Origin of the sequence: Amycolatopsis sp. NPDC048633 (assembly GCF_040650695.1) — a bacterium.
In the GTDB taxonomy this organism is placed as follows: Bacteria; Actinomycetota; Actinomycetes; order Mycobacteriales; family Pseudonocardiaceae; genus Amycolatopsis.
The window spans coordinates 96,466-116,112 of the sequence record NZ_JBEZHS010000012.1; the positions used below are offsets into that span (position 1 = coordinate 96,466).

General features: G+C 70.1%; 19 protein-coding genes. 8 read left to right on the forward strand and 11 right to left on the reverse strand.

Going from position 1 to position 19,647, the window contains the following annotated elements; translation table 11 throughout:
• Window positions 1-7 precede the first annotated feature (7 nt).
• From AB0C38_RS22575 to AB0C38_RS22595, 5 genes are all read right to left on the reverse strand, one after another.
• Entirely contained in the window at window positions 8-505 is a 498-nt protein-coding gene (locus AB0C38_RS22575; RefSeq protein WP_360676465.1) for a pyridoxamine 5'-phosphate oxidase family protein, read from the reverse strand.
• An 86-nt stretch (window positions 506-591) separates the two neighbouring features.
• A complete protein-coding gene (locus AB0C38_RS22580) occupies window positions 592-996 on the reverse strand; it encodes a YciI family protein (RefSeq protein WP_360676468.1) in 405 nt (134 codons plus the stop codon).
• Window positions 997-1,059: 63 nt separating this feature from the next.
• Window positions 1,060-2,502, reverse strand: coding sequence for a rifampin monooxygenase (gene rox / locus AB0C38_RS22585; protein ID WP_360676472.1), 1,443 nt, complete (start codon window positions 2,500-2,502; stop codon window positions 1,060-1,062).
• A gap of 205 nt (window positions 2,503-2,707) precedes the next feature.
• Entirely contained in the window at window positions 2,708-3,838 is a 1,131-nt protein-coding gene (locus AB0C38_RS22590; RefSeq protein ID WP_360676779.1) for a C40 family peptidase, read from the reverse strand.
• 23 nt (window positions 3,839-3,861) lie between these two features.
• On the reverse strand, window positions 3,862-4,824 hold the full coding sequence (locus AB0C38_RS22595) for a nucleoside hydrolase (protein ID WP_360676475.1): 963 nt from the start codon (window positions 4,822-4,824) through the stop codon (window positions 3,862-3,864).
• Window positions 4,825-4,876: 52 nt separating this feature from the next.
• Here AB0C38_RS22595 and AB0C38_RS22600 point away from each other — a divergent pair, with 52 nt between their 5' ends.
• Window positions 4,877-5,629 carry an acyltransferase gene (locus AB0C38_RS22600; RefSeq protein WP_360676478.1) on the forward strand — a complete coding sequence of 251 codons (753 nt, stop codon included), beginning with the start codon at window positions 4,877-4,879 and terminating at the stop codon, window positions 5,627-5,629.
• 43 nt (window positions 5,630-5,672) lie between these two features.
• Window positions 5,673-6,050, forward strand: coding sequence for a hypothetical protein (locus AB0C38_RS22605; RefSeq protein WP_360676481.1), 378 nt, complete (start codon window positions 5,673-5,675; stop codon window positions 6,048-6,050).
• Here the strand turns inward: AB0C38_RS22605 and AB0C38_RS22610 are convergent, their stop codons facing one another.
• Window positions 6,051-7,376 (reverse strand): APC family permease, encoded by a 1,326-nt coding sequence (locus tag AB0C38_RS22610; protein WP_360676484.1) that lies wholly within the window; start codon window positions 7,374-7,376, stop codon window positions 6,051-6,053.
• The gene (locus tag AB0C38_RS22615) at window positions 7,373-8,248 is read right to left on the reverse strand and encodes a carbon-nitrogen hydrolase family protein (RefSeq protein ID WP_360676487.1); all 876 of its coding nucleotides are present in this window, start codon (window positions 8,246-8,248) and stop codon (window positions 7,373-7,375) included. Before AB0C38_RS22615 ends, AB0C38_RS22610 begins: the two co-directional genes overlap by 4 nt.
• Before the next feature lie 75 nt (window positions 8,249-8,323).
• Between AB0C38_RS22615 and AB0C38_RS22620 the strand changes: the two genes are divergently transcribed.
• Both AB0C38_RS22620 and AB0C38_RS22625 read left to right on the forward strand, forming a co-directional pair.
• Window positions 8,324-9,055, forward strand: a complete 732-nt coding sequence (locus AB0C38_RS22620) for an FCD domain-containing protein (RefSeq protein ID WP_360676489.1) — start codon at window positions 8,324-8,326, stop codon at window positions 9,053-9,055.
• Between the two features lie 362 nt (window positions 9,056-9,417).
• Window positions 9,418-10,815 carry an alpha/beta fold hydrolase gene (locus AB0C38_RS22625; RefSeq protein WP_360676492.1) on the forward strand — a complete coding sequence of 466 codons (1,398 nt, stop codon included), beginning with the start codon at window positions 9,418-9,420 and terminating at the stop codon, window positions 10,813-10,815.
• A gap of 1 nt (window position 10,816) precedes the next feature.
• Here AB0C38_RS22625 and AB0C38_RS22630 read toward each other — a convergent pair whose 3' ends face one another.
• On the reverse strand, window positions 10,817-11,386 hold the full coding sequence (locus tag AB0C38_RS22630; RefSeq protein WP_360676495.1) for an NADAR family protein: 570 nt from the start codon (window positions 11,384-11,386) through the stop codon (window positions 10,817-10,819).
• A 20-nt stretch (window positions 11,387-11,406) separates the two neighbouring features.
• Window positions 11,407-12,663: a threonine ammonia-lyase IlvA gene (gene ilvA, locus AB0C38_RS22635; protein WP_360676498.1), complete on the reverse strand. Its 1,257-nt coding sequence runs from the start codon at window positions 12,661-12,663 to the stop codon at window positions 11,407-11,409.
• A gap of 86 nt (window positions 12,664-12,749) precedes the next feature.
• Here ilvA and AB0C38_RS22640 point away from each other — a divergent pair, with 86 nt between their 5' ends.
• Window positions 12,750-13,244 carry a SigE family RNA polymerase sigma factor gene (locus AB0C38_RS22640; RefSeq protein ID WP_360676501.1) on the forward strand — a complete coding sequence of 165 codons (495 nt, stop codon included), beginning with the start codon at window positions 12,750-12,752 and terminating at the stop codon, window positions 13,242-13,244.
• Complete coding sequence (locus AB0C38_RS22645) at window positions 13,241-14,215, forward strand: hypothetical protein (protein WP_360676504.1); 975 nt, start codon at window positions 13,241-13,243, stop codon at window positions 14,213-14,215. Before AB0C38_RS22640 ends, AB0C38_RS22645 begins: the two co-directional genes overlap by 4 nt.
• Here AB0C38_RS22645 and AB0C38_RS22650 read toward each other — a convergent pair whose 3' ends face one another.
• Window positions 14,216-15,640, reverse strand: a complete 1,425-nt coding sequence (locus AB0C38_RS22650; RefSeq protein WP_360676507.1) for a short-chain fatty acyl-CoA regulator family protein — start codon at window positions 15,638-15,640, stop codon at window positions 14,216-14,218. It abuts the gene before it with no gap.
• A 228-nt stretch (window positions 15,641-15,868) separates the two neighbouring features.
• Here AB0C38_RS22650 and aceA point away from each other — a divergent pair, with 228 nt between their 5' ends.
• The gene (gene aceA / locus AB0C38_RS22655; RefSeq protein ID WP_360676510.1) at window positions 15,869-17,149 is read left to right on the forward strand and encodes an isocitrate lyase; all 1,281 of its coding nucleotides are present in this window, start codon (window positions 15,869-15,871) and stop codon (window positions 17,147-17,149) included.
• A gap of 96 nt (window positions 17,150-17,245) precedes the next feature.
• Window positions 17,246-18,853, forward strand: coding sequence for a malate synthase A (aceB, locus tag AB0C38_RS22660; RefSeq protein WP_360676513.1), 1,608 nt, complete (start codon window positions 17,246-17,248; stop codon window positions 18,851-18,853).
• 259 nt (window positions 18,854-19,112) lie between these two features.
• Here aceB and AB0C38_RS22665 read toward each other — a convergent pair whose 3' ends face one another.
• Window positions 19,113-19,646 carry a TetR/AcrR family transcriptional regulator gene (locus AB0C38_RS22665; RefSeq protein ID WP_360676516.1) on the reverse strand — a complete coding sequence of 178 codons (534 nt, stop codon included), beginning with the start codon at window positions 19,644-19,646 and terminating at the stop codon, window positions 19,113-19,115.
• Between the last annotated feature and the right edge of the window lies 1 nt (window position 19,647).

Below are 19,647 nucleotides of genomic sequence, written 5' to 3' on the forward strand. Positions count from 1 at the left end.
CTCCCTCTCAGGCGTGCTGACGTTCCTTCTGCTGTTGCACCAGCTCTTCGACGGCGGAAGGCAGGGTCGTCTCGAAGTCGATGAGCTTGGCCCAGGTCGGGGTGATCACGATCCGGACCATGCCGTCGTAGAGCGACCGCACGCCCACCTCCCACTCGGCCCGCTGCTCGGGCGTCATCTTGTAAGTGCCGCTGAACTGCAGGTACTCATCCGGGATGCCGTCGACGACATCCAGCTCGGCCGTGCCGCGGATCAGCAGGATCTTCGGCGGGTGCACCTCGGTGTCGACCGTCAGGGCGACCGCCGGGTTGCGGCGCAACGCGGGCAGCTTGGGGGCGTTCTTCGGGGTGCACAGCACGACGTGCGTGCCGTTCCAGGTGAACCCGATCGGGATCGAGCGGGGCGTGCCGTCGAGGGCGGTGTAGGCGAGCCGGGTCAGGTCCCGGGCCAGCAGCTCCTGGCTGAGCGGGCGGTTCAGGATCTCGTCGATCGTGCTCTGCTGCATGTCGGTCTCCTCGTCGGATCGGCTGTGGTTCGTGCCGGGGACGGAGTCGTGGGCGGCTTCTCGACCCCGGCTTTGTGTGACGTGGGTCACTCGGTGATGCAGGGTGACCCGTAGAAGGGACGCAGCTCGAGCCACTCCTGCACCGGCTTGCCGCCCGCTCCGGGGGCGGCCGACAACTCCCCGGCCAGCTCGAGGGCGCGTTCGTAGCCGTCGACGTCGATCACCATCCAGCCGGCGATGAGGTCCTTGGTCTCGGCGAACGGGCCGTCGGTGACCGGCGGGCGCCCTTCGCCGTCGAACCGGACGAACGTCCCCTCGGGGGCGAGCGCCTGGTGGTCGACGTACTCGCCGGTCTCCGCGATCCGGACCGCGAAGTCCTCCATGTACTTCACGTGCGCCGCGACTTCTTCCGGCGTCCACTGGTCCATGGGCACGTCGTTGCCCGCGGCCGGGGCGCCGCGGTAGTGCTTGAGCAGGAGGTACTTGGCCATCGTGGTTCTCCTCGGTACGGGGGCTTCCCATCTTGGCCACATCTCGCCGGAGGGCGCAGCCGGTCACGCGATCCCGGCGGGCGGGCCGAACCAGCGGGCGAGGTGGTCGTCCAGGTCCCGCTGATCGTCGCCGATCCAGGCGACGTGGCCGTCGGGGCGGAGCAGGACGCACGGAACGTCCAGCGCCGCGGTGGGATCCGCGAGGTGGTCGACCCGGTCCGACCAGCCGCCGGCGGTCAGGCGTGCGGTGCGGTCCAGCAGCAGTCCGCGGCCGCGATGCAGCAGACCGTAGAGCCGGCCGTGCTGCACGTCGATGTCGGGCAGGCGGCGGCCGAGCAGGTCAGGGCCTTCGCCGAAGTCGTAGCGGATCCCGGTCGCGGTGATCTTCTCGAGCAGGTGGCGGTTCACCTCGTCGAAGTCCATCAGTTCGGTGAGCAGCCTGCGCACGGCCCGCGGGCCCGGTCCGGTGGACAGCAGTTCCGTCTGGGCGCGGGTGTTGTCCAGCACGTCCTCGGCGACGGGATGACGTTCGGCCTGGTAGGTGTCCAGCAATGTGTCCGGCGCCCAGCCGCGGACCCGGGCGGCCAGCTTCCAGCCGAGGTTGACCGCGTCCTGAACGCCCAGGTTGAGGCCCTGCCCGCCGATGGGCGGATGGATGTGCGCCGCGTCGCCGGCCAGCAGCACCCGCCCGACGCGATAACTTTCGGCCAGCCGGGTGGCGTCCCCGAAGCGGGACAACCAGCGCGGGGAGTGCACGCCGAAATCCGTTCCGGCGATGGTGCGCAACTGGTGCCGAAAATCGTCGAGGGTGGGCGGTTCCGCGCGGTCGCTGACTCCCTCGGCGGGGACGACGACGCTGTAGACCGCTTCGCCGAAGGGGCGGAGCCAGAATCGCTGAGGGCGCTCGCGGATCGAAGTCACCTTGGCGGCGATCTCCTCCGGCGGCACACCCACTTCCATTTCGCCCATGAGAGTGTCGTTCCGCGAGGGCTCGCCGGGAAAGCCGACGCCGAGCAGCTTGCGCACCGTACTGCGCGCGCCGTCGCAGCCGACGAGATATCGCGAACGCAGCTGCTGCCCGCCGGCCAGTTCGACGGTCACGCCGTCGTCGTCCTGCTCGAAACCGGCCACCGCACAACCGCGCCGGACCTGCGCACCCAGCCGGATCGCGTGGTCTTCGAGGAGGCGGACGATGACCGGCTGCGGGATGCCCAGCAGGTAGGCGTGCGCGGAATCCAGGCCCTGGGGCGCGGGCTTGGCGATGGCGGCGAAGAATCCGGCGGCCGGACGCCGTCGTCCGTGTTCGAGCAGGCGATCCAGCAGTCCGCGCATCGCCATCAGCTCGATGCTGCGGATGTGCAGGCTGACGATGCGGACGAGCGAAACGGGCTCGGTTTCCTTCTCCAGAAGGAGTACCCGCACATCGTGCAGCCGCAGCTCGGCGGCCAGCAACGCGCCGGTCGGCCCACAGCCGGCGATGATCACGTCGAACTTCGGGGAGTCCATGGGTGGTGCCTTTCGGGAGTGCCTTGTGGTCGAGGCGCTCCCGGCGACACCTAAGTCAGCCGCCCGGCCGTGACGGGACGGGGGAGCACCCACAGCGATGCAGCGTTCATGGGTCTCACCTCCTCGGGCGTGTCACGGGCAACGGCAAGCTACAAGCCCGGGTATGACCGCGTCCAATCCTTTTCGCGCGGAAAAGCACCACGGCTCACGCCGTCGGGCGGCCGGCTCCCGCGTAGTCGTCGCCGTCCTTGCGGTAGGAGTGCACCTGCACCGCCTGGCCGGTCTGCGGCGCGTCGATCATCTGCTGGTTGCCGATGTAGAGCCCGACGTGGTGGATCTTCGTCGCCGGCTCGCCGTAGAAGATCAGGTCGCCCAGCTGCGGGTCGGTCACGTGCGGGACGCTCCGGAACTGCGTGTCGGCCGTGCGCATCAGCTTGAGGCCGGCGCTGCCGTACGCCGCCGTCGTCAGGCCGGAGCAGTCGAATCCCGGGTCGTTGCCGCCGGTGCCGTTGCCGCCCCAGATGTAGGGGAGGCCGATCTTGTCGATGGCGAAGTTCACCGCGCTCAGCACCGCGGCGTTCGGGGCCGCCGAGCCCTGGCCGACCGTGCCGTAGACGTTGACCGTGGCCAGCGTCCGGTGCAGGAACAGCGGCGCCGACTGCAGCTTCGCGACCGAGTCCCACCACGGCTGGCCCTGGGACAGGTCGGTGCCGCCGTCGCACAGCGCGCGGCCGGTGGTCAGCGCGGCGTCGTCGATGTTTTGGACATCGGGCTTCCCGCCCGCGTAGCTCGCCTGGTACTTGGCCCAGATCGCGGGGGCGACCTGCATCGGCCCGGCGGCGTTCGCCGTCGAGACGACCTTGTCGTAGAAGTCGCGCACCTCGATCGTCGGCAGCGGCTTGTCGAGGACGCCGGTGGCGCCGACCTGCCCGCCCTGCGCGCGGCCGTGGTCCGTGGTCACTTTCCCGACCGCGGCCAGCGTCACCCACGACAGGTGGCAGCCGGGGACGTCCTTGGCCAGCTTCGTCGTCGCCTTCGCGTAGCCGACCATCGCGCGCAGCGGGATGTCGAGCCACTGGCTGGTCTTGGACGCCCAGGCGTCGAACTCGCTCGCTTCGGGCACCTTCGGCGGCGCGGACGTCTGCGGGGGCGTGGTCGTTTTCGGGACAGACGTCGACCGCGTGACCGTCGCGGCGGCGTTCGTCGTCTCCTGCTGCTTCGGCGCGAACTGGACGCCGACCACGAGCGCGGCGGCGATCACCACCACCGCGGCCACCACGACAGCGGCCTTCCGGCGGCGGGGCTTCTCCGCCGGTGCGGCCTCGGGCTCTTCGATCGGCACGACGTCGGGCTCTTCGCTCACCGGGCGGCTCCGGTCAGCCGGTCGAGGACGAAGCCGCGCAGGCCGTCGAGGTCGGTGTCCATCGCGACCTCGATCGGGCGGCCGGGACTGAACTGCGGATCGTCTTCGCCGAGTCGTCGCCGGTCGACCAGGGTCTGCCCGCGCGCCGGGCCCAGCCCGCAGTCGACGTCGACGCGGTAGGTCTCGGTGTGGAGGATTCCCGGCGAAATCGCCTCCGCGACCGCGACGGCGTCGTGCATGACCATCCGGTCCTCGCCGAACACGCGCGTGTAGTGCTGCCGATAGGTGGAGGTGAGGCCCTCGAGGGTGGCACCGATCGGGCCCGACGCGGCGAGCTTCGCCAGCCAGTCGGCGTCGACCGCGCAGCGGTGGGTGAGGTCCAGCGGCACCAGCACGACCGGGACGTCCTCCTCGACCAGCACCCGGCGGGCCGATTCGGGGTCGCTCCAGATGTTGAACTCGGCGGCGGTGGTGCTGTTGCCGAACGTCACCCCGCCGCCCATGATCACGAGCCGCGCGATCTTCGCCGCCGCGCCCGGGTGGGCCGCGAACAGCGCGGCGATGTTGGTGAGCGGCCCGATCGGCGCGATGGTCACCGGCTCGTCCGACGACTCCAGGAGGTCCAGCATCAGGCTGACGGCGTCGCGCTCCTCGAGCGGGCGGGTCGCCTCCGGCAGCGTGTAGGAGTGGCCCGACAGGCCGTCGCCGCCGTGGACCTCCTTGGCGTCGCGCGGCTTCGAATACACCAGCGGCCGCGCGGCGCCGGCGGCCACGGGCACGTCGGTGCGGCCGAACAGCTCCAGCAGGCGGCGCGCGTTCGCGGTGGTGCGGTCCAGCGGCACGTTGCCGAACACCGACGTCACGCCCAGCAGGTCGACGTCCGGGGACAGTGCCGCCAGCGCGATCGCCAGCGCGTCGTCGACGCCCGGGTCGGTGTCGATGATCAGCTTCGTGCCCATCCAGCTCCCCTTGCCTGTGAACCCGTCCCGTACACAGGTTACGGTCACGGGCATGACGTCGATGTGGGGTGCGCCCGCACTGTCGCGGGTGCGGGCCTGGCGGCGCGCGCGGCGCGATCCGCGGCAGGCGAAGTTCCTGACCGCCGACTCGCTGCGCTGGGTGCTGCGCAACCGCGCGTACACGCCCTGGTACCTGGTCCGGTACTACCGGCTGCTCAAGTTCCGGGTCGCGAACCCGCACATCATCCTGCGCGGAATGCTCTTCCTCGGGAAGGACGTCGAGATCCACTGCCGGCCGGGCTACGGGCGGCTGGAGATCGGCCGCTGGGTGCACATCGGCGACGGCAACGCGATCCGCTGCCACGAGGGTTCGCTGCGGATCGGCGACAAGTCCGTGTTCGGCCGCCAGAACGTGATCAACTGCTACCTCGACATCGAGCTCGGCGCGGCGACGCTGGTCGCCGACTGGGTGTACATCTGTGACTTCGACCACGTCATCGCCGACATCCACGTCCCGATCAAGGACCAGGGCATCGTGAAGTCGCCGGTGCGCATCGGGCCGGACACGTGGCTGGGCACGAAGGTCAGCGTGCTGAAGGGCACCCGCATCGGCCGCGGCTCGGTGCTGGGCGCGCACGCGGTCGTCCGTGGTGACATTCCGGACTACTCGATCGCGGTCGGCATGCCGGCCCGCGTGGTGCGTAACCGCGAAGAGGACTACGCGGCCGACGCTGCCCGTCGTGAAGCCGTCGCCGACATGGCGCGGAAGGCGAACAAGGCACTGCAGAAGACCCTCGAGCAGTAGATCTACTCAGGTTTTCTCTTGTTCGCCTGGGCAAGATGGCCGCGTGGGGGAACACCGGACCGTCTGGTCGTCGCTCGTGCTGGCGCTGTGCACCGTGGGCCTGCTGCTCGTCGTCCCGTTCTTGTTCTTGCAGGGTTTCGCGGCGAGCTTCTCGCTGTTCGGCACGAGCAGTCACGCGGGCGACGGCTACCTGACCTGGTCGGCATGGCTCGGCGCGGGAATGTCGCTGGTGGGCGTGGTCGTGGCGGCCTTCGGGCGGCGCCGTGGGTATGCCTGGTTCTTCGGGATCTGCGTGGTCCTGGCCCTCGTGGTCGCCGTGATGGTCAGGGTCCACCACGTCCGGGACGCCCCGCCGCCCCCGCCGGAGCCGCGCCACTGCGTCGAGCGCAGCGGCGGCGGCAACGACTGCCCGGGCGGCTGACTACTCCTCGAAGGTCATCTCCGGCGGCGGCCGCCGGAACCCGCGGGTGATGGCCGCCAGCACGACGATGCCGATCGCCAGCCAGACCAGCCCGAAGATCAGCGCAACGCCGTCCAGGTTGACCAGTAGCCACAAATCGACCACGGCGCCGATCACCGGGAAGACCACCCAGGTCAGGACGCGTTTCCCGGAGCGGTCGCGCAGCCACGTCGCCAGGACGCTGACGTTGACGAACGTGAACGCCGTGAACGCCCCGAAGTTGATGAACGACGTCGACGTGCTGACGTCCAGCGACAGCGCGACCAGTCCGACGAGCCCGGTCAGGACGATGCCGAACACCGGCGTCGCGAACTTCGGCTGGAGCTTGCCGAAGATCCGCGGCAGCACGCCGTCGCGGCCCATGGCGAACATCAGCCGCGACGCGCTCGCCTGCGCGGCGATCCCCGACGCGAACTGCGCGACGACCAGACCGGCGAGGAAGAACGACGCGAAGAGGTTGCCGCCGATCGTCGTCGCGATTTCGAACGCGGCGGACGACTCGTCGGTGAACGCGCTGCCCGGGTGCGCGAGCTGGGTGAAGTAGGCCAGCACGATGAAGATGCCGCCACCGATCAGCGCGGTCAGCAGGATGGCGCGGGGGATCGTCTTGCGCGGCTCGGTCGTCTCTTCGGTCAACGTCGTCACGGCGTCGAACCCGAGGAAGGAGTACGTCGCGAGCGCGGCGCCGCCGGAGATCGTCCCCAGCGTGGCGCCCGGGTGGAAGAACGGCTGGGTGCTGGCCAGCGAGCCCCCGACGTGCAGCACCTGCTTGACCGAAAGAACGACGAAGAACCCGATCACCAGGATCTGGAACGCCATCAGCACAAAGTTCGCTTTCTCGGCGATCTTGATGCCCAGGACGTTGAGGATGGTCGTCAGCAGGATAAAAGTGATCAACCAGATCCAATTGGGCACGCCCGGGAACTCGGCCGAGAGGTAGGCGCCGCCGATCAGCCAGATCACCATCGGCAGGAAGAAGTAGTCGAGCAGCACGGCCCAGCCGACGAGGAACCCGGCGCGGGCGTCGACCGCTTTCCGGACATACGTGTAGGCCGAGCCGGCGACGGGGTGGGTCGCGGCCATCTTCCCGTAGCTCGCCGCGGTGAACAGCATCGCGACGAGCGCGAGCAGGTACGCCGAGGGAACGGTGCCCTCGGTCGTCGTCGCGACGATGCCGAACGTGCCGAGCACGATCAGCGGAGCCATGTAGGCGAGCCCGAACAGGACGACGCCGGGCAGGCCGAGCCGGCGCTGCAGGGCGGCCGGGGCCGCGGCCGTGGAGGTCATCGGTCGTCTCCTTCTCGTGGACGCCAGCGGTCCGGGTCGATCCGGCCCTGGTAGAGCGGCAGGTCGAGGGGCGCGTCGGCGGGGGTGAACTGCGCCCACATGCGGTTGGTGCCCGCGGTGCCGTCGCGACGAACGTGCGCCACCTCGTCGAGGTCGATCGTGTGGGCGAGAACGCCGTCGCCGGGTCCGGGCAGCGCGCCGAGCACGTCGCCCTCGGGCCCGACGAGCAGGCTGTCGCCCATCCCGAACGGGCCGGCCGTGTTCACGCTGGCGACGAAGACCTGGTTGACGATGGCGTTCGCCCGGGCCAGGACGAGCTCCTGGGCGCGGTCGGGGGTCGTGGTCTGGACGGGGTTGAGCACGATCTCGGCGCCCATCCAGGCGAGGTGCCGGGTCACTTCGGGGAACCAGGCGTCGTAGCAGATGGAGAAGCCGACGCGGCCGGCGTCGGCCAGATCGGCGACGACGAACCGGTCGCCGGGGTCGTAGGGCTCGTGCGGCCGCCAGGGGAAGACCTTGCGGTACCAGCCGGCCAGCTCGCCTCGCGGGGAAAAGACCAGGGCGGTGTTGAACAGCTCGCCGTGGTCGCCTTCTTCGCAAACGGTGCCGGGCGCGAGCCAGATCCCCAGGTCGCCGGCCAGCTCGGCGAGTTCCGTGGTCCGTTTTCCGGCCAGGGGCTGGGCGGCGGCCCGGAGCTGCTCGGTGCGTTCGTCGCCTTCGCCGTCGACGCCGCAGAGGTGCAACTCGGGGAACGCGGCCAGGCGCGTGTCCGGAAACCGGCGAAGGACCGCTTCGACCTCGCCCGCGAACCCGGCGTCTCCGACGGGCCGGGGCGGCGCTTGCACAAGGGCGATCGGCAGTGGTCGCGGCATGGACGAAAAATAGTCCATCTTGAACACTTAAACAAGACTGCTCAAGGTGAGCAATTTGTGCGGTACGGTCGGTTCATGGCGACGGCAGACCTGAGCGCGGCGGCCCTGACCGGCATCCGGCGGCTGTCGGCACTGGACACGGTCCGCGCCCGCATCGCGCTCGCGGTGGAGCTGGGCCTGTTGAAGCCGGGCGAGCGCCTACCGGCGAACGCCGAGATCGCGCGGGCCCTCGGCGTCGCGGAGATCACCGTGCGGAGGGCCTTGGAGTCCCTGGTCGGCGAGGGCCTGATCGAGCGCCGCCGCGGCCGAGGAGGCGGAACGCTGGTGGCCGCGGATCCACCGGCGGAGCGAGTCCGCGAGGTCGGCGCCTACCGCGAGTCGGCGGCCGAGGTCCGCGAGCTGATCGACCACCGCCTGGTCCTGGAGGCGGGCTTGGTCCAGCTGGTGGCGAAGCGGTCACCGGACCTACCGCGCTTGCGGACATTGGTCGCCCGCATGGACACGGCGACGGGCTGGGCGGAGTTCCACGAGCTGGACGCGGAGTTCCACCGAGCGGTAGCCGCCCCCGGCCCGCCCGCGGCGGTGGCCCAGTACGAGGCGGTGCTGGCCGAGCTGTACCGGTTCTACTTGCCGTACCCAATGGCGAAGCTGCGAGAGTCGAACCGCGACCACGCGCGATTGGTGAAGGCACTGGCGGCAGGCGACCCGGATGCGGCGGCGAGGGTGACGAGGAAGCACGTACGCGGCCTGCACCAGACAATGTTCGTCGGCCTCGGCGGAGGAGACTCGCCGATAGCCGAAAACTGACGACGGCTCGGCCGATCTGGCTCGGCACGGCGACGGTCGGAACGGAGGAGCTCGATCCGTCTTACGGGCAGTCGGCTGGGCTCGGTCCGGTGATGGTCGGAATCGGCCAAGGCTCGGCTGATCCTGGCTCGCGGCCTGCCCGGCTCGGCGATGGTCGGAACTCGACCATGGGGCCAACTGGCCCGCCCCGCAGTGAGCCGGGCTCGGCAGGGCGATGGTCCGGAACCCGACCACAGCCCAGCTGAGCCGCGGCCGCCGTTGTGGTCCGGAAGGCGACCATCTCCTCGGTCCCCGGCCGTTCGGCGGTGATCATCGGCTGATCGGCCGATCTCCCGCCGGCGCACTCCCGGCAGCCTGGGCCCATGTCGATCACCCGGTTCGCCGTCCCGTTGCTCGCCGCCGTGGCGCTCGTCCCTGTTGCTCCCGCGGTTGCCGCTGCGGAGGGTGTCTCCTGGCAGCTCTGCTCCGCCGTCGCGAAAGGCTGGGATTCCGATGACCAGCGCAGCGAGTGCGCCCTCGTCCCGGTCCCGCTCGACTATGCCGACCCCGGTGGTCCGAAAATCGACATCGCCGTGAGCCGGATCCGGGCGACCGGTGCGCGCACCGGCGCCGTCCTGCTGAATCCCGGCGGCCCCGGTCAGTCCGGGCTGACCATGCCGCGCAGTATCGCCGGCAGTCGGGCCGGTGGCATCGGCGTCCATCACGACCTCATCGGCTTCGACCCGCGGGGCGTCGGCTACAGCGCCGACCTGCCGTGCGCGGTCGACTTCCCGGAGCCCGACCCCGGCGTCCCCGACAAAGACAAGGCCCGCGAAGCCGCGGAGCGCGCGGCCGCCGCGAACCGCGAGTGCGTCGCCGCGCACCCCGCCTTCGTCCGGAACCTGACCACGCCGACCATCGCCCGCGACCTGGACCGGATCCGGCAGGCCCTCGGCGAGGACAAGATCGGCTACTACGGCGTCTCCTGGGGCACCGCGCTCGGCGCGCAGTACCGGTCGCTCTTCGACGACCACGTCGACAAGATGCTGCTCGACTCCGTCATGTCACCGGACCTGAACGTCACCGAAATGGACGACGACCAGGCAACCGCCGGTGAGAACACTTTCCACGAGTTCGCGTCCTGGATCGCCCGCTACGACGCCGTCTACCACTTCGGGACCACTGAGCCTGTAGTCGCGAAAGCTCTCCTCGACCTGCGCGCCGAGTTCGGCGCGACCGTGAACGGCATGCTCGCCAACCCGCGCCGGGAGTGGGCAGGCCTGGCGAAGCAGCTCGCGGCCATCCGAGACGGCGGCGCGCCCGTTGTCGAAAAGAAGACCACGGGCTTCGGCTGGGACGGCGAGCCGCAAGCGTTCAACCACTTCCAGCAGACGGCCCTGCTCTGCAACGAGTCGCCGAGCCCCCGGGACTTCGACACCGTCTGGCAGCACCGCCTCGACCGGATGAAGCGCCTCCCGGTCGCGGGCGGCTACGGCCTCTACGAACAGCTCTGCGTCGGCTGGCCGCTGGACGCGCGGCCGTGGTCGTTCGCGAAAGGGCAAAGCCCGCTGCAGCTCGTCGGCCACGCCTACGAGCCGGTCACGCCCATCGGCTGGGCGATCCGGATGCAGCAGAAGATCGGTGGCACGCTCATGACCGTCGAGGACGACGCGCACGGCTCGCTGTCGTCGCTGCCCTGCGCCGAAGCCGCTGTCACTTTCTTCGACACGGGCGAGACGACGTCGGAGTCGTGCCCGGGCGCACCGACCCCCAAGCCGTGACTCAGGTGCGAGCCCGCAGCTGCTCGCGAACCTCCATCAGGGCGAAGCCGAGCAGGTTCAACCCGCGCCAGTAGTCCGGCTTGGTCGCGTTCTTCTCCTCGCGCGCGAGCCCGGTGCCCCACACGAGGTCCTTCTTCGACGCCTCGACGAGCACCGCCTCGCCGGTGGCGAGCAGGAACCGGCGCAGGTCACGGTGAGCGCGGAACTTGGCCAGGTTGCCGTCGACGACGATGTCGAACCGGTGCCGCTCCCAGAGGGCGGCGTCGAAATCGGCGACCTCGCGGCCGAGCACCTTCGCCGCCTTCGCGTCGGGCGTCTCCCGGATCAGCGCAGCCTTCTCGTGGTCGCCGAACAGCTCGGCCTTGCCGGCCATCATGTAGTGCTCGGCGGTCGGGTAGACGACGCCGTCGGCCTCGAACGGGTCGACCCACCATTGGCTCAGGCAGCTCGACGTCACCCGCCCGGACTTCGTGGGCGTGTGCCCGTAGAACAGCAGGTATTCGGGCTCCGCACCCTCGTGGACCTTTTCGCGCAACGCCTCGACACTGCGGACCCCGTCGACCTTCACCATCCGCCTAGTGGACCACGTGGTCAGAGCAGGAAGTGGAACAGGGGGCTGCCCGGCTCGATCCGCTCCACCTGGAGCGGGCTCGCGTCCATCCGCGACAGCAGGCCCGGCAGGTCGGACGACCGGGCGATTTCCACGCCGACCAGCGCCGGGCCCATTTCGCGGTTGGTGCGCTTGACGTACTCGAAGCGGGTGATGTCGTCCTCGGGCCCGAGTACCTGCTCGAGGAACCGCCGCAGCGCGCCCGGCTCCTGCGGGAACCCGACGAGGAAGTAGTGCTTCAGCCCTTCGTGCATCAGCGAGCGTTCGAGGATCTCGCTGTAGCGGCTGACGTCGTTGTTGCCGCCGGAGACCACGACGACGATGGTCTGCCCCGGCTCCACCTCGACCACCGAGCCGAGCGAGGCCGCGGCCAGCGCGCCCGCGGGCTCGGCGATGATCCCGTCGGACTGGTACATCGCCAGCATCTCGGTGCAGATCGCGCCCTCGGCGACCGAGGTCAGCTCGGCGCCGCTCTCGCGGATCAGCGGGTAGGTGACGTTGCCGGCGATGCGCACCGCGGCGCCGTCGACGAACGAGTCGAGCTCGGGCAGCCGCACCGGTTGCCCAGCCTCCAAAGCGGCCGCCATGCACGCCGCGCCCGCGGGTTCGACGCCGACGATCCGGACGTCCGGGTGCCGTTCGCGCAGGAAGCTGCCGACGCCGGCGAGCAGCCCGCCGCCGCCGACCGGGACGACCACGACGTCGGGGACGAAGCCGAGCTGCTCGATGACCTCCAAAGCGACCGTGCCCTGGCCGGCGACGGTGCGGACGTCGTCGAAGGCCGGCACGAGCGTCGCGCCGGTGCGCTGCGCGTCCTCGTTGGCCGCGGCGAAGGCGTCTTCGTACGTTTCGCCGACGACGATGACCTCGATGTGCGCGCCGCCGAGCGTCGCGATGCGTTCGCGCTTCTGCCGCGGCGTGGTCCCCGGGACGTACACGCGGCCGTTCGCGCCGAGCCTCCGGCACGCGTACGCGACGCCCTGGGCGTGGTTGCCGGCGCTGGCGCAGACCACGCCGAGCGCGCGTACGTCCGCTTCGAGCTGGACGATGAAGTTGTAGGCGCCGCGGATCTTGTACGACCGGACGGTCTGCAGGTCTTCGCGCTTCACCCAGACCTGGGCGTTCACCCGGGACGACAGCCGCGCGCTCGGCTCCAGCGGCGTGCGGGTCACCACCCCGGCCAGCCGCTCGGCGGCCTTTTCGATGGTCGCCGCGGTCACCGTGTCGATGTCGTGCACCCCGATGAATCTACGACTCGCGCGTCCCGGGCAACCGCCCGGCCCTCCGGCCGCATCAAAGGGGTGACGAACAGGATGGGGGTTCCATGGAGGCGGGCTTCACGGACTACGTGACGGCGCGGTCGGCTTGGCTGCGCAAGGTCGCGTACCTGCTCTGCGGGGACTGGCACCGGGCCGACGACCTCGTCCAGACGGCGATCACCCGGCTCTACGCGAACTGGCCGCGGGCTTCCCGGGCGGACAACCTCGACGGCTACGCGCGCCGCACGCTGGTCAACGCGTACCTGGCCGAGCAGCGGACGTCGTGGTGGCGGCGGGTGGACCTGCGCGGCGCCGACCACGACCCGCCGCCGGCGCCCGGCCCGGACGTCGACTCGGCGCTCGACCTGCGGGCCGCGCTGGACCGGCTGCCCGCGCGCCAGCGGGCGACCGTCGTCCTGCGCTATTTCGGCGACCTGCCGGTCGCCGACACCGCCCGGACCCTCGGGTGTTCCGAAGGCACCGTCAAGAGCCAGACCGCGAAAGCCGTGGAGACGCTCCGCGAGCTGCTGGGCGAGCCGATCGCGGAGGGACGAACATGACCGACACCGAGCTGTCCACGATGCTGAAGGACCTGGCCGACGCGCCCGCGCCGCCGCCCCGGATCGACATCGACCGCGCGCGCCGGGCCGGCGGACGTCGTCGTCGCGTTCGGACCACGGCGCTGGTCCTGGGCTGTGCCGCGGTGGTCGCGGCCGGGGGTGTGACCGCGGTGTCGGTCTCGCGCCCCTCGGTGCCCGCGGCCACGGACGCCGTGGGGACCGCGCTCCCGCCGACCCCGGATCCGTCCCGTGATCCGATCGTGGCCAAGACGGGCTTCGGCTGGCTGCCGGAGGAGGTCGCCGGCATCGGGTACTCCGTGGGCGCGCACGGTGACACGACGGAGGCCGTCGGCCGTGGCGAGCAGCCGCCGCAGATCTCGTTGTCGGTTTCCGACCAGGAGCCGCCCGTGCCGGGTGAGCTGGGCGACCAGGCGACGCGGATCCCGGTCCGGATCGGTGACCGCGACGGCTACTGGCTCACGAGCTACGCGAACGACCCGCTCAACCACGGCCAGAGCCACCTGCGGTGGCGGACGCCGGACGGCCGGTGGGCCGAGCTGCTCGCCTTCCACCTCACCGGCCCGGACCGGCAGCAGGTGCTGGTCCGGGTGGCCGAGCACGCTGTCTTCGCGGACCGGCCGGTGCCGCTGCCGCTGCGCATCGCCGGCTTGCCGGGGACGTTCCGCCTCGAGGACGGCTTCTTGACGCGCCGCCCGGACACCGATGGCGTCCCGTGGCGGGTGATGCTGGCGTACGCGTCGAACGGGACGCACGCAGAGATCACCGTCTCCGTACCGGGTGGCCGGAAAACCGACTACGGCTCGCCGCTCTGCACGAAGGGCAACAGCCTGCAGGCCTGCGTCCGGATCGACCAGCCGGCGGCGGCGGGCATCGACGCGCAAAGCCTGCTCGACCGCATCACGCTGCTCGGCCCGGACGAGGCGAAGTGGACCACGCACGTGATCGGGTGATCAGCCCTTCGGCACCGCCGGGTAGGGGACGAAGGTGCTGGTGTTCTCGTCGACGGTGAGCTGCTTGCCGATCGTCGGGAACGCGCGCTGGGAGCAAGCCGGCCGTTCGCAGACTTTGCAGCCCATCCCGATGGGTGTCGCGGCGGCCGGCTCGTCCAGATCGAGACCGGTCGAATAGACGAGCCGCCCGGCGTGGCGCAGTTCGCAGCCCAGGCCGACCGTGAACGTCTTCCCGGGGCTGCCGTACCCGCCGATGTTGCGCGAAATCGTCCGCGCGATCCAGAAGTAGCTCTTCCCGTCGGGCAACGTCGCGATCTGGGTGAGGATTTTCCCCGGCTGGGTGAACGCCTCGTAGATGTTCCACAAGGGACAGGCGCCACCCACCCGGGAGAAGTGGAAGCCCGCGGCCGACTGGCGCTTCGACATGTTCCCCGCCCGGTCCACCCGCACGAACGAGAACGGCACCCCGCGCTGCTTCGGACGCTGCAGGGTGGACAGCCGGTGGCACACGGTCTCGAAGCCGACGCCGTAGTGGTCGCACAGCCGCTCGATGTCGTAGCGGAACCGCTCGGCTGTGGCCAGGAATGGTCCATAGGGGAGGATCAGCGCCCCCGCGAAGTAGTTCGCCAGGCCCACTCGTGCCAGTGAGCGCGCGGCCGGCCCGGAGAACGCCCACGAGTCGGCCAGCTCGGTGATCAGGTCGTCGTACTCGAGCAGCGCGATCTGCGAAGCCATCCGGAACGCCTGCTGGCCGACCCGCAGGCTCGGCGCCAGCCGCAGCACCCGCGTCACCGGCTCGTAGCGGTGCTGCTGACCGGCGGACTCGTCGATCCCGTCGTTGGTCACCTCGACGCCGTAGCGCTGCCAAAGCCGTTCCTTCAGCGCGCCGAGCACCTGGCCGCGCTGCAGCGGGATGTCGGCCGCCATCTTCTCGGCGCGTTCGTCCAGTTCGGCGACGTAGTTCTCGCGTTCGTAGAAGAAGTCCCGGACCTCCTCGTGCGGTAGCGCTGAAGCCGCACTGCCGTGCATGCCCAGGCCGTTTTCGGTGGTCAGCGCGGCGGTGTTCTCGACGGCGTTGCGGTAGCTGCGGTGCAGCTTGACCAGCGCCTGGGCGACCGCCGGCAGGTTCGACGCCAGTTCGTTGAGCTCGCTGGTCGTGACGTCGACGCCGAGGACCTCGTCGAGCAGGGCTTCCTTGACGTCGGCGACCAGCCGCGACGTGTCGTTGTTCGCGAAGAACTCGGTGTCCACCCCGAACGCCTGCGTGATCCGCAGCAGCACCGGGACCGTCAGCGGACGCGAGTTGTGCTCGATCTGGTTGAGGTAGCTGGGTGAGATCTCCAGCACACGAGCGAGGTCGGCCTGGCTCATCGCCCGGCTTTCGCGCAGATGACGCAACCTCGCTCCGGCGAAAGTCTTCTCCATTCGAGCCCACCTCTCCGGAAGGTTTCCGGTCCTGAACGGTTACGTGAACGGTCAAGAACGCGGATTTTCGGTGCCGTTGCGAAACGGCGATTCGCAACCTTTGCAAAGAGCGTACGTACCCTTCGCACAAATTGGCAACTTGGACAGCTGGATCGGATTTCCCCTGCCATGCAAGGGTCAGGCCAAGCAAGGCGAGCAATCGCAAACTTCGCAACACCGGGAGATCCGATGACGGAACAGGCCAAGCAGGCGGCCGCGGAGCTGGCGGCGCAGTGGGCGAACGACTCCCGCTGGGCGGGCGTGCAGCGCTCCTACTCGGCTGAGGACGTCGTCAAGCTGCGCGGCAGCGTGGTCGAGGAGCACACCCTGGCCCGCCGCGGCGCGGAGAAGCTGTGGGACCTCCTGCACACCGAGGACTACATCCACGCGCTCGGCGCCCTCACCGGCAACCAGGCCGTCCAGCAGGTCCGCGCGGGCCTGCAGGCCATCTACCTGTCCGGCTGGCAGGTCGCGGCGGACGCCAACCTGTCCGGCCAGACCTACCCGGACCAGAGCCTCTACCCGGCCAACTCGGTGCCGGCGGTGGTCCGCCGGATCAACAATGCGCTGGGCCGCGCCGACCAGATCAACTGGGCCGAGGGCAACACCGACATCGACTGGTTCGCGCCGATCGTCGCCGACGCCGAGGCCGGCTTCGGTGGCCCGCTCAACGCGTTCGAGCTGATGAAGGGCATGATCGCGGCCGGCGCCGCGGGCGTGCACTGGGAAGACCAGCTCGCGTCGGAGAAGAAGTGCGGCCACCTCGGCGGCAAGGTCCTCATCCCGACCAAGCAGCACGAGCGCACGCTGAACGCCGCCCGCCTCGCCGCGGACGTGCTGAACGTGCCGTCGCTGATCGTCGCCCGCACCGACGCGCAGGCCGCGACGCTGCTGACCAGCGACGTCGACGAGCGTGACCAGCAGTTCCTGACCGGCGGCCGCACCGCCGAGGGCTTCTACGAGGTGACCAACGGGATCCAGCCGTGCATCGAGCGCGGCCTGGCCTACGCCCAGTACGCCGACCTGCTCTGGATGGAGACCTCGGAGCCGGACCTCGAGGTGGCGCGCAAGTACGCCGAGGCCATCAAGGCGAAGTTCCCGGACCAGATGCTGGCCTACAACTGCTCGCCGTCGTTCAACTGGAAGAAGCACCTGGACGACGCGACGATCGCGAAGTTCCAGCGCGAGCTCGGCCACATGGGCTACAAGTTCCAGTTCATCACGCTGGCCGGTTTCCACGCGCTGAACTACTCGATGTTCGATCTGGCGCACGGTTACGCCCGCGAGGGCATGACCGCCTACGTCGACCTGCAGGAGCGCGAGTTCGCTTCGGAGAGCCGCGGCTACACCGCGACCAAGCACCAGCGCGAGGTCGGTACGGGCTACTTCGACAACGTCGCGACGGCGCTGAACCCGGAGAGCTCCACCACGGCGCTCAAGGGCTCCACCGAAGAAGCCCAGTTCCACTGATCCCGGTCGCGGCCTGACGGCGACCCCCTTCCGTCGTCAGGCCGCGTCCCCTCCCTTCTTTCCTTCCCTGCACAGCTCTGCTCGCGGAGGCACCCCATGGTTGATCGGCTGAACTACCGCATCGAGGTCACCGGCGAGGTCGAAGGCCGGTTCGCCGAAATCCTGACCCCGGCGGCACTCGACTTCCTGGCCAAGCTGGACAACACGTTCGCCGGCCGCCGGCGTGAGCTGCTCGACGCCCGCCGCGTGCGGCGCGAGGAACTGCAGTCCGGGGAGAAGCCGCTCGGCTTCCTGCCCGAGACCCGCCGGATCCGCGACGACGAGTCCTGGAACGTCGCGCCGACCGCGCCGGGCCTGGAGGACCGCCGCGTCGAGATCACCGGCCCGACCGACCGCAAGATGACGGTCAACGCGCTGAACTCCGGCGCGAAGGTGTGGCTGGCGGACTTCGAGGACGCGACGTCGCCGACGTGGCACAACGTCATCGACGGCCAGCTCAACCTGTTCGACGCGATCCGCCGCAACATCGACTTCACCACCGAGGCCGGCAAGCAGTACACGATCGGCGACGAGCCCGCGACGATCGTCGCGCGTCCCCGCGGCTGGCACCTGGTGGAGAAGCACATCCGCATCGACGGCCGCCCCGTCTCGGCGAGCCTGGTCGACTTCGGGCTGTTCTTCTTCCACAACGCGCGCCAGCTGCTCGCGCGCGGCGTCGGCCCGTACTTCTACCTGCCGAAGCTCGAGAACCACCTCGAAGCGCGGCTGTGGAACGACGTCTTCCTGCTGGCGCAGCGCGAGCTCGGCATCCCGCGCGGCACGATCCGCGCCACGGTGCTGATCGAGACGATCACCGCCGCGTTCGAGATGGACGAGATCCTCTACGACCTGCGCGAGCACGCGGCGGGTCTCAACGCCGGGCGCTGGGACTACATCTTCAGCCTGATCAAGAACTTCGCCGCGCACGGCGCCGACTTCGTGCTGCCGGACCGCGCGCAGGTCACGATGACCGTGCCGTTCATGCGCGCCTACACCGAGCTGCTGGTGAGCACCTGCCACAAGCGCGGCGCGCACGCGATCGGCGGCATGGCCGCGTTCATCCCGAGTAAGGACCCGGAGATCAACGCGACCGCGGCCGAAAAGGTCCGCGCCGACAAGGAGCGCGAGGCCGGCGACGGTTTCGACGGCTCGTGGGTCGCGCACCCGGGCCTGGTCCCGATCTGCCGCGAGGTCTTCGACGGCGTGCTCGGCGGCTGGCCCAACCAGCTCGGCAAGCTGCGCGACGACGTCAATGTCACCGCCGAAGACCTGCTCGACGTGGCCAGCGCAGGCGGCGAGGTCACCGAAGCGGGTGTCCGCGCGAACATCAACGTCGCGCTGCGCTACGTCGACGCGTGGCTGCGCGGCACCGGCGCGGCGGCGATCCACAACCTGATGGAGGACGCGGCCACGGCGGAGATCGCGCGGTGCCAGGTCTGGCAGTGGATCCGCAACGGCACGAAGCTCGAGGACGGCACGGCGCTGACCCGCGAGCTGGCGGTCGAGTACCTGGACGAGGAACTCGCGACGGTGCGGGCGGAGCTGGGTACCGGCAACCGCCTCGCCGACGCGTACGAGATCTTCACCGAGACCGCGCTGGGTGAGAAGCTGCCGAGCTTCCTCACGACGGGTGCCTACGCGCGGTACCTCACGGACGCCCGGTAGCAGGGCTGTTCGATGCGCTCTCAGCGGTAAGGAGTGCTTCGAGCTCCGGCCGCCCCTACCTGACGAGGGGCGGCCGGTTCCACACTGGTTGGGATGGTGTGGGCCGGACTGGTCCGGTGACGGTGGCTCCCCGTCGCCGGACCAGTTCATTTCGGGGGTCAGCCCACTGCGTCGGCCCAGATCACCGTCTGCCGCACATGCCGCCGCCGCTGAGCCTCGCCGAGCTAACGGCGGTCGCGCTGGACCCGAGGTTGACGCTCTACCCCTGAGTGGCCAGAAGGACCTTCGCGGCTTCGCGGGCCGTGCTCGCTTCGGCCGGGTCGCCGGTGATCGCGGCGAGCACTGTCGCGCCTTCCACCAGCGAGAACAGCTGGTCGGCGGTGGTCTTGTCAGGAACGAGACCACGCAGGAAAGCGCGGACGCGATCCTTGTGCTCGCGGATCGCGGCCGCGATGCCCGGGGCCGGCTCGCCGAACTCGCCGAAGGAGTTGACGAACGCGCAGCCGCGGAAGCCGGGTTCGGAGAACCAGTTCCCGAGCCAGTCGAACACGGCGAGCGGGTCGCCGCCGCGGGTGTGGACAAATTCGCGCAACGACCTCCGCCAGCGCTCGTCGCGACGCCGGAGATAGGCCTCGACCAGGTCGTTCTTCGCCGGGAAGGTCTGGTAGAGCCGCTTGAGCGAGACGCCCGAGTGCGCCCGGACAGCGTCCATCCCGACCGCCTGGACGCCGTGGGCGTAGAAGAGCTCCTCGGCGGCTTCCAGGAGCCGGTCGGTCGCCTCCGTGGGAGTCATG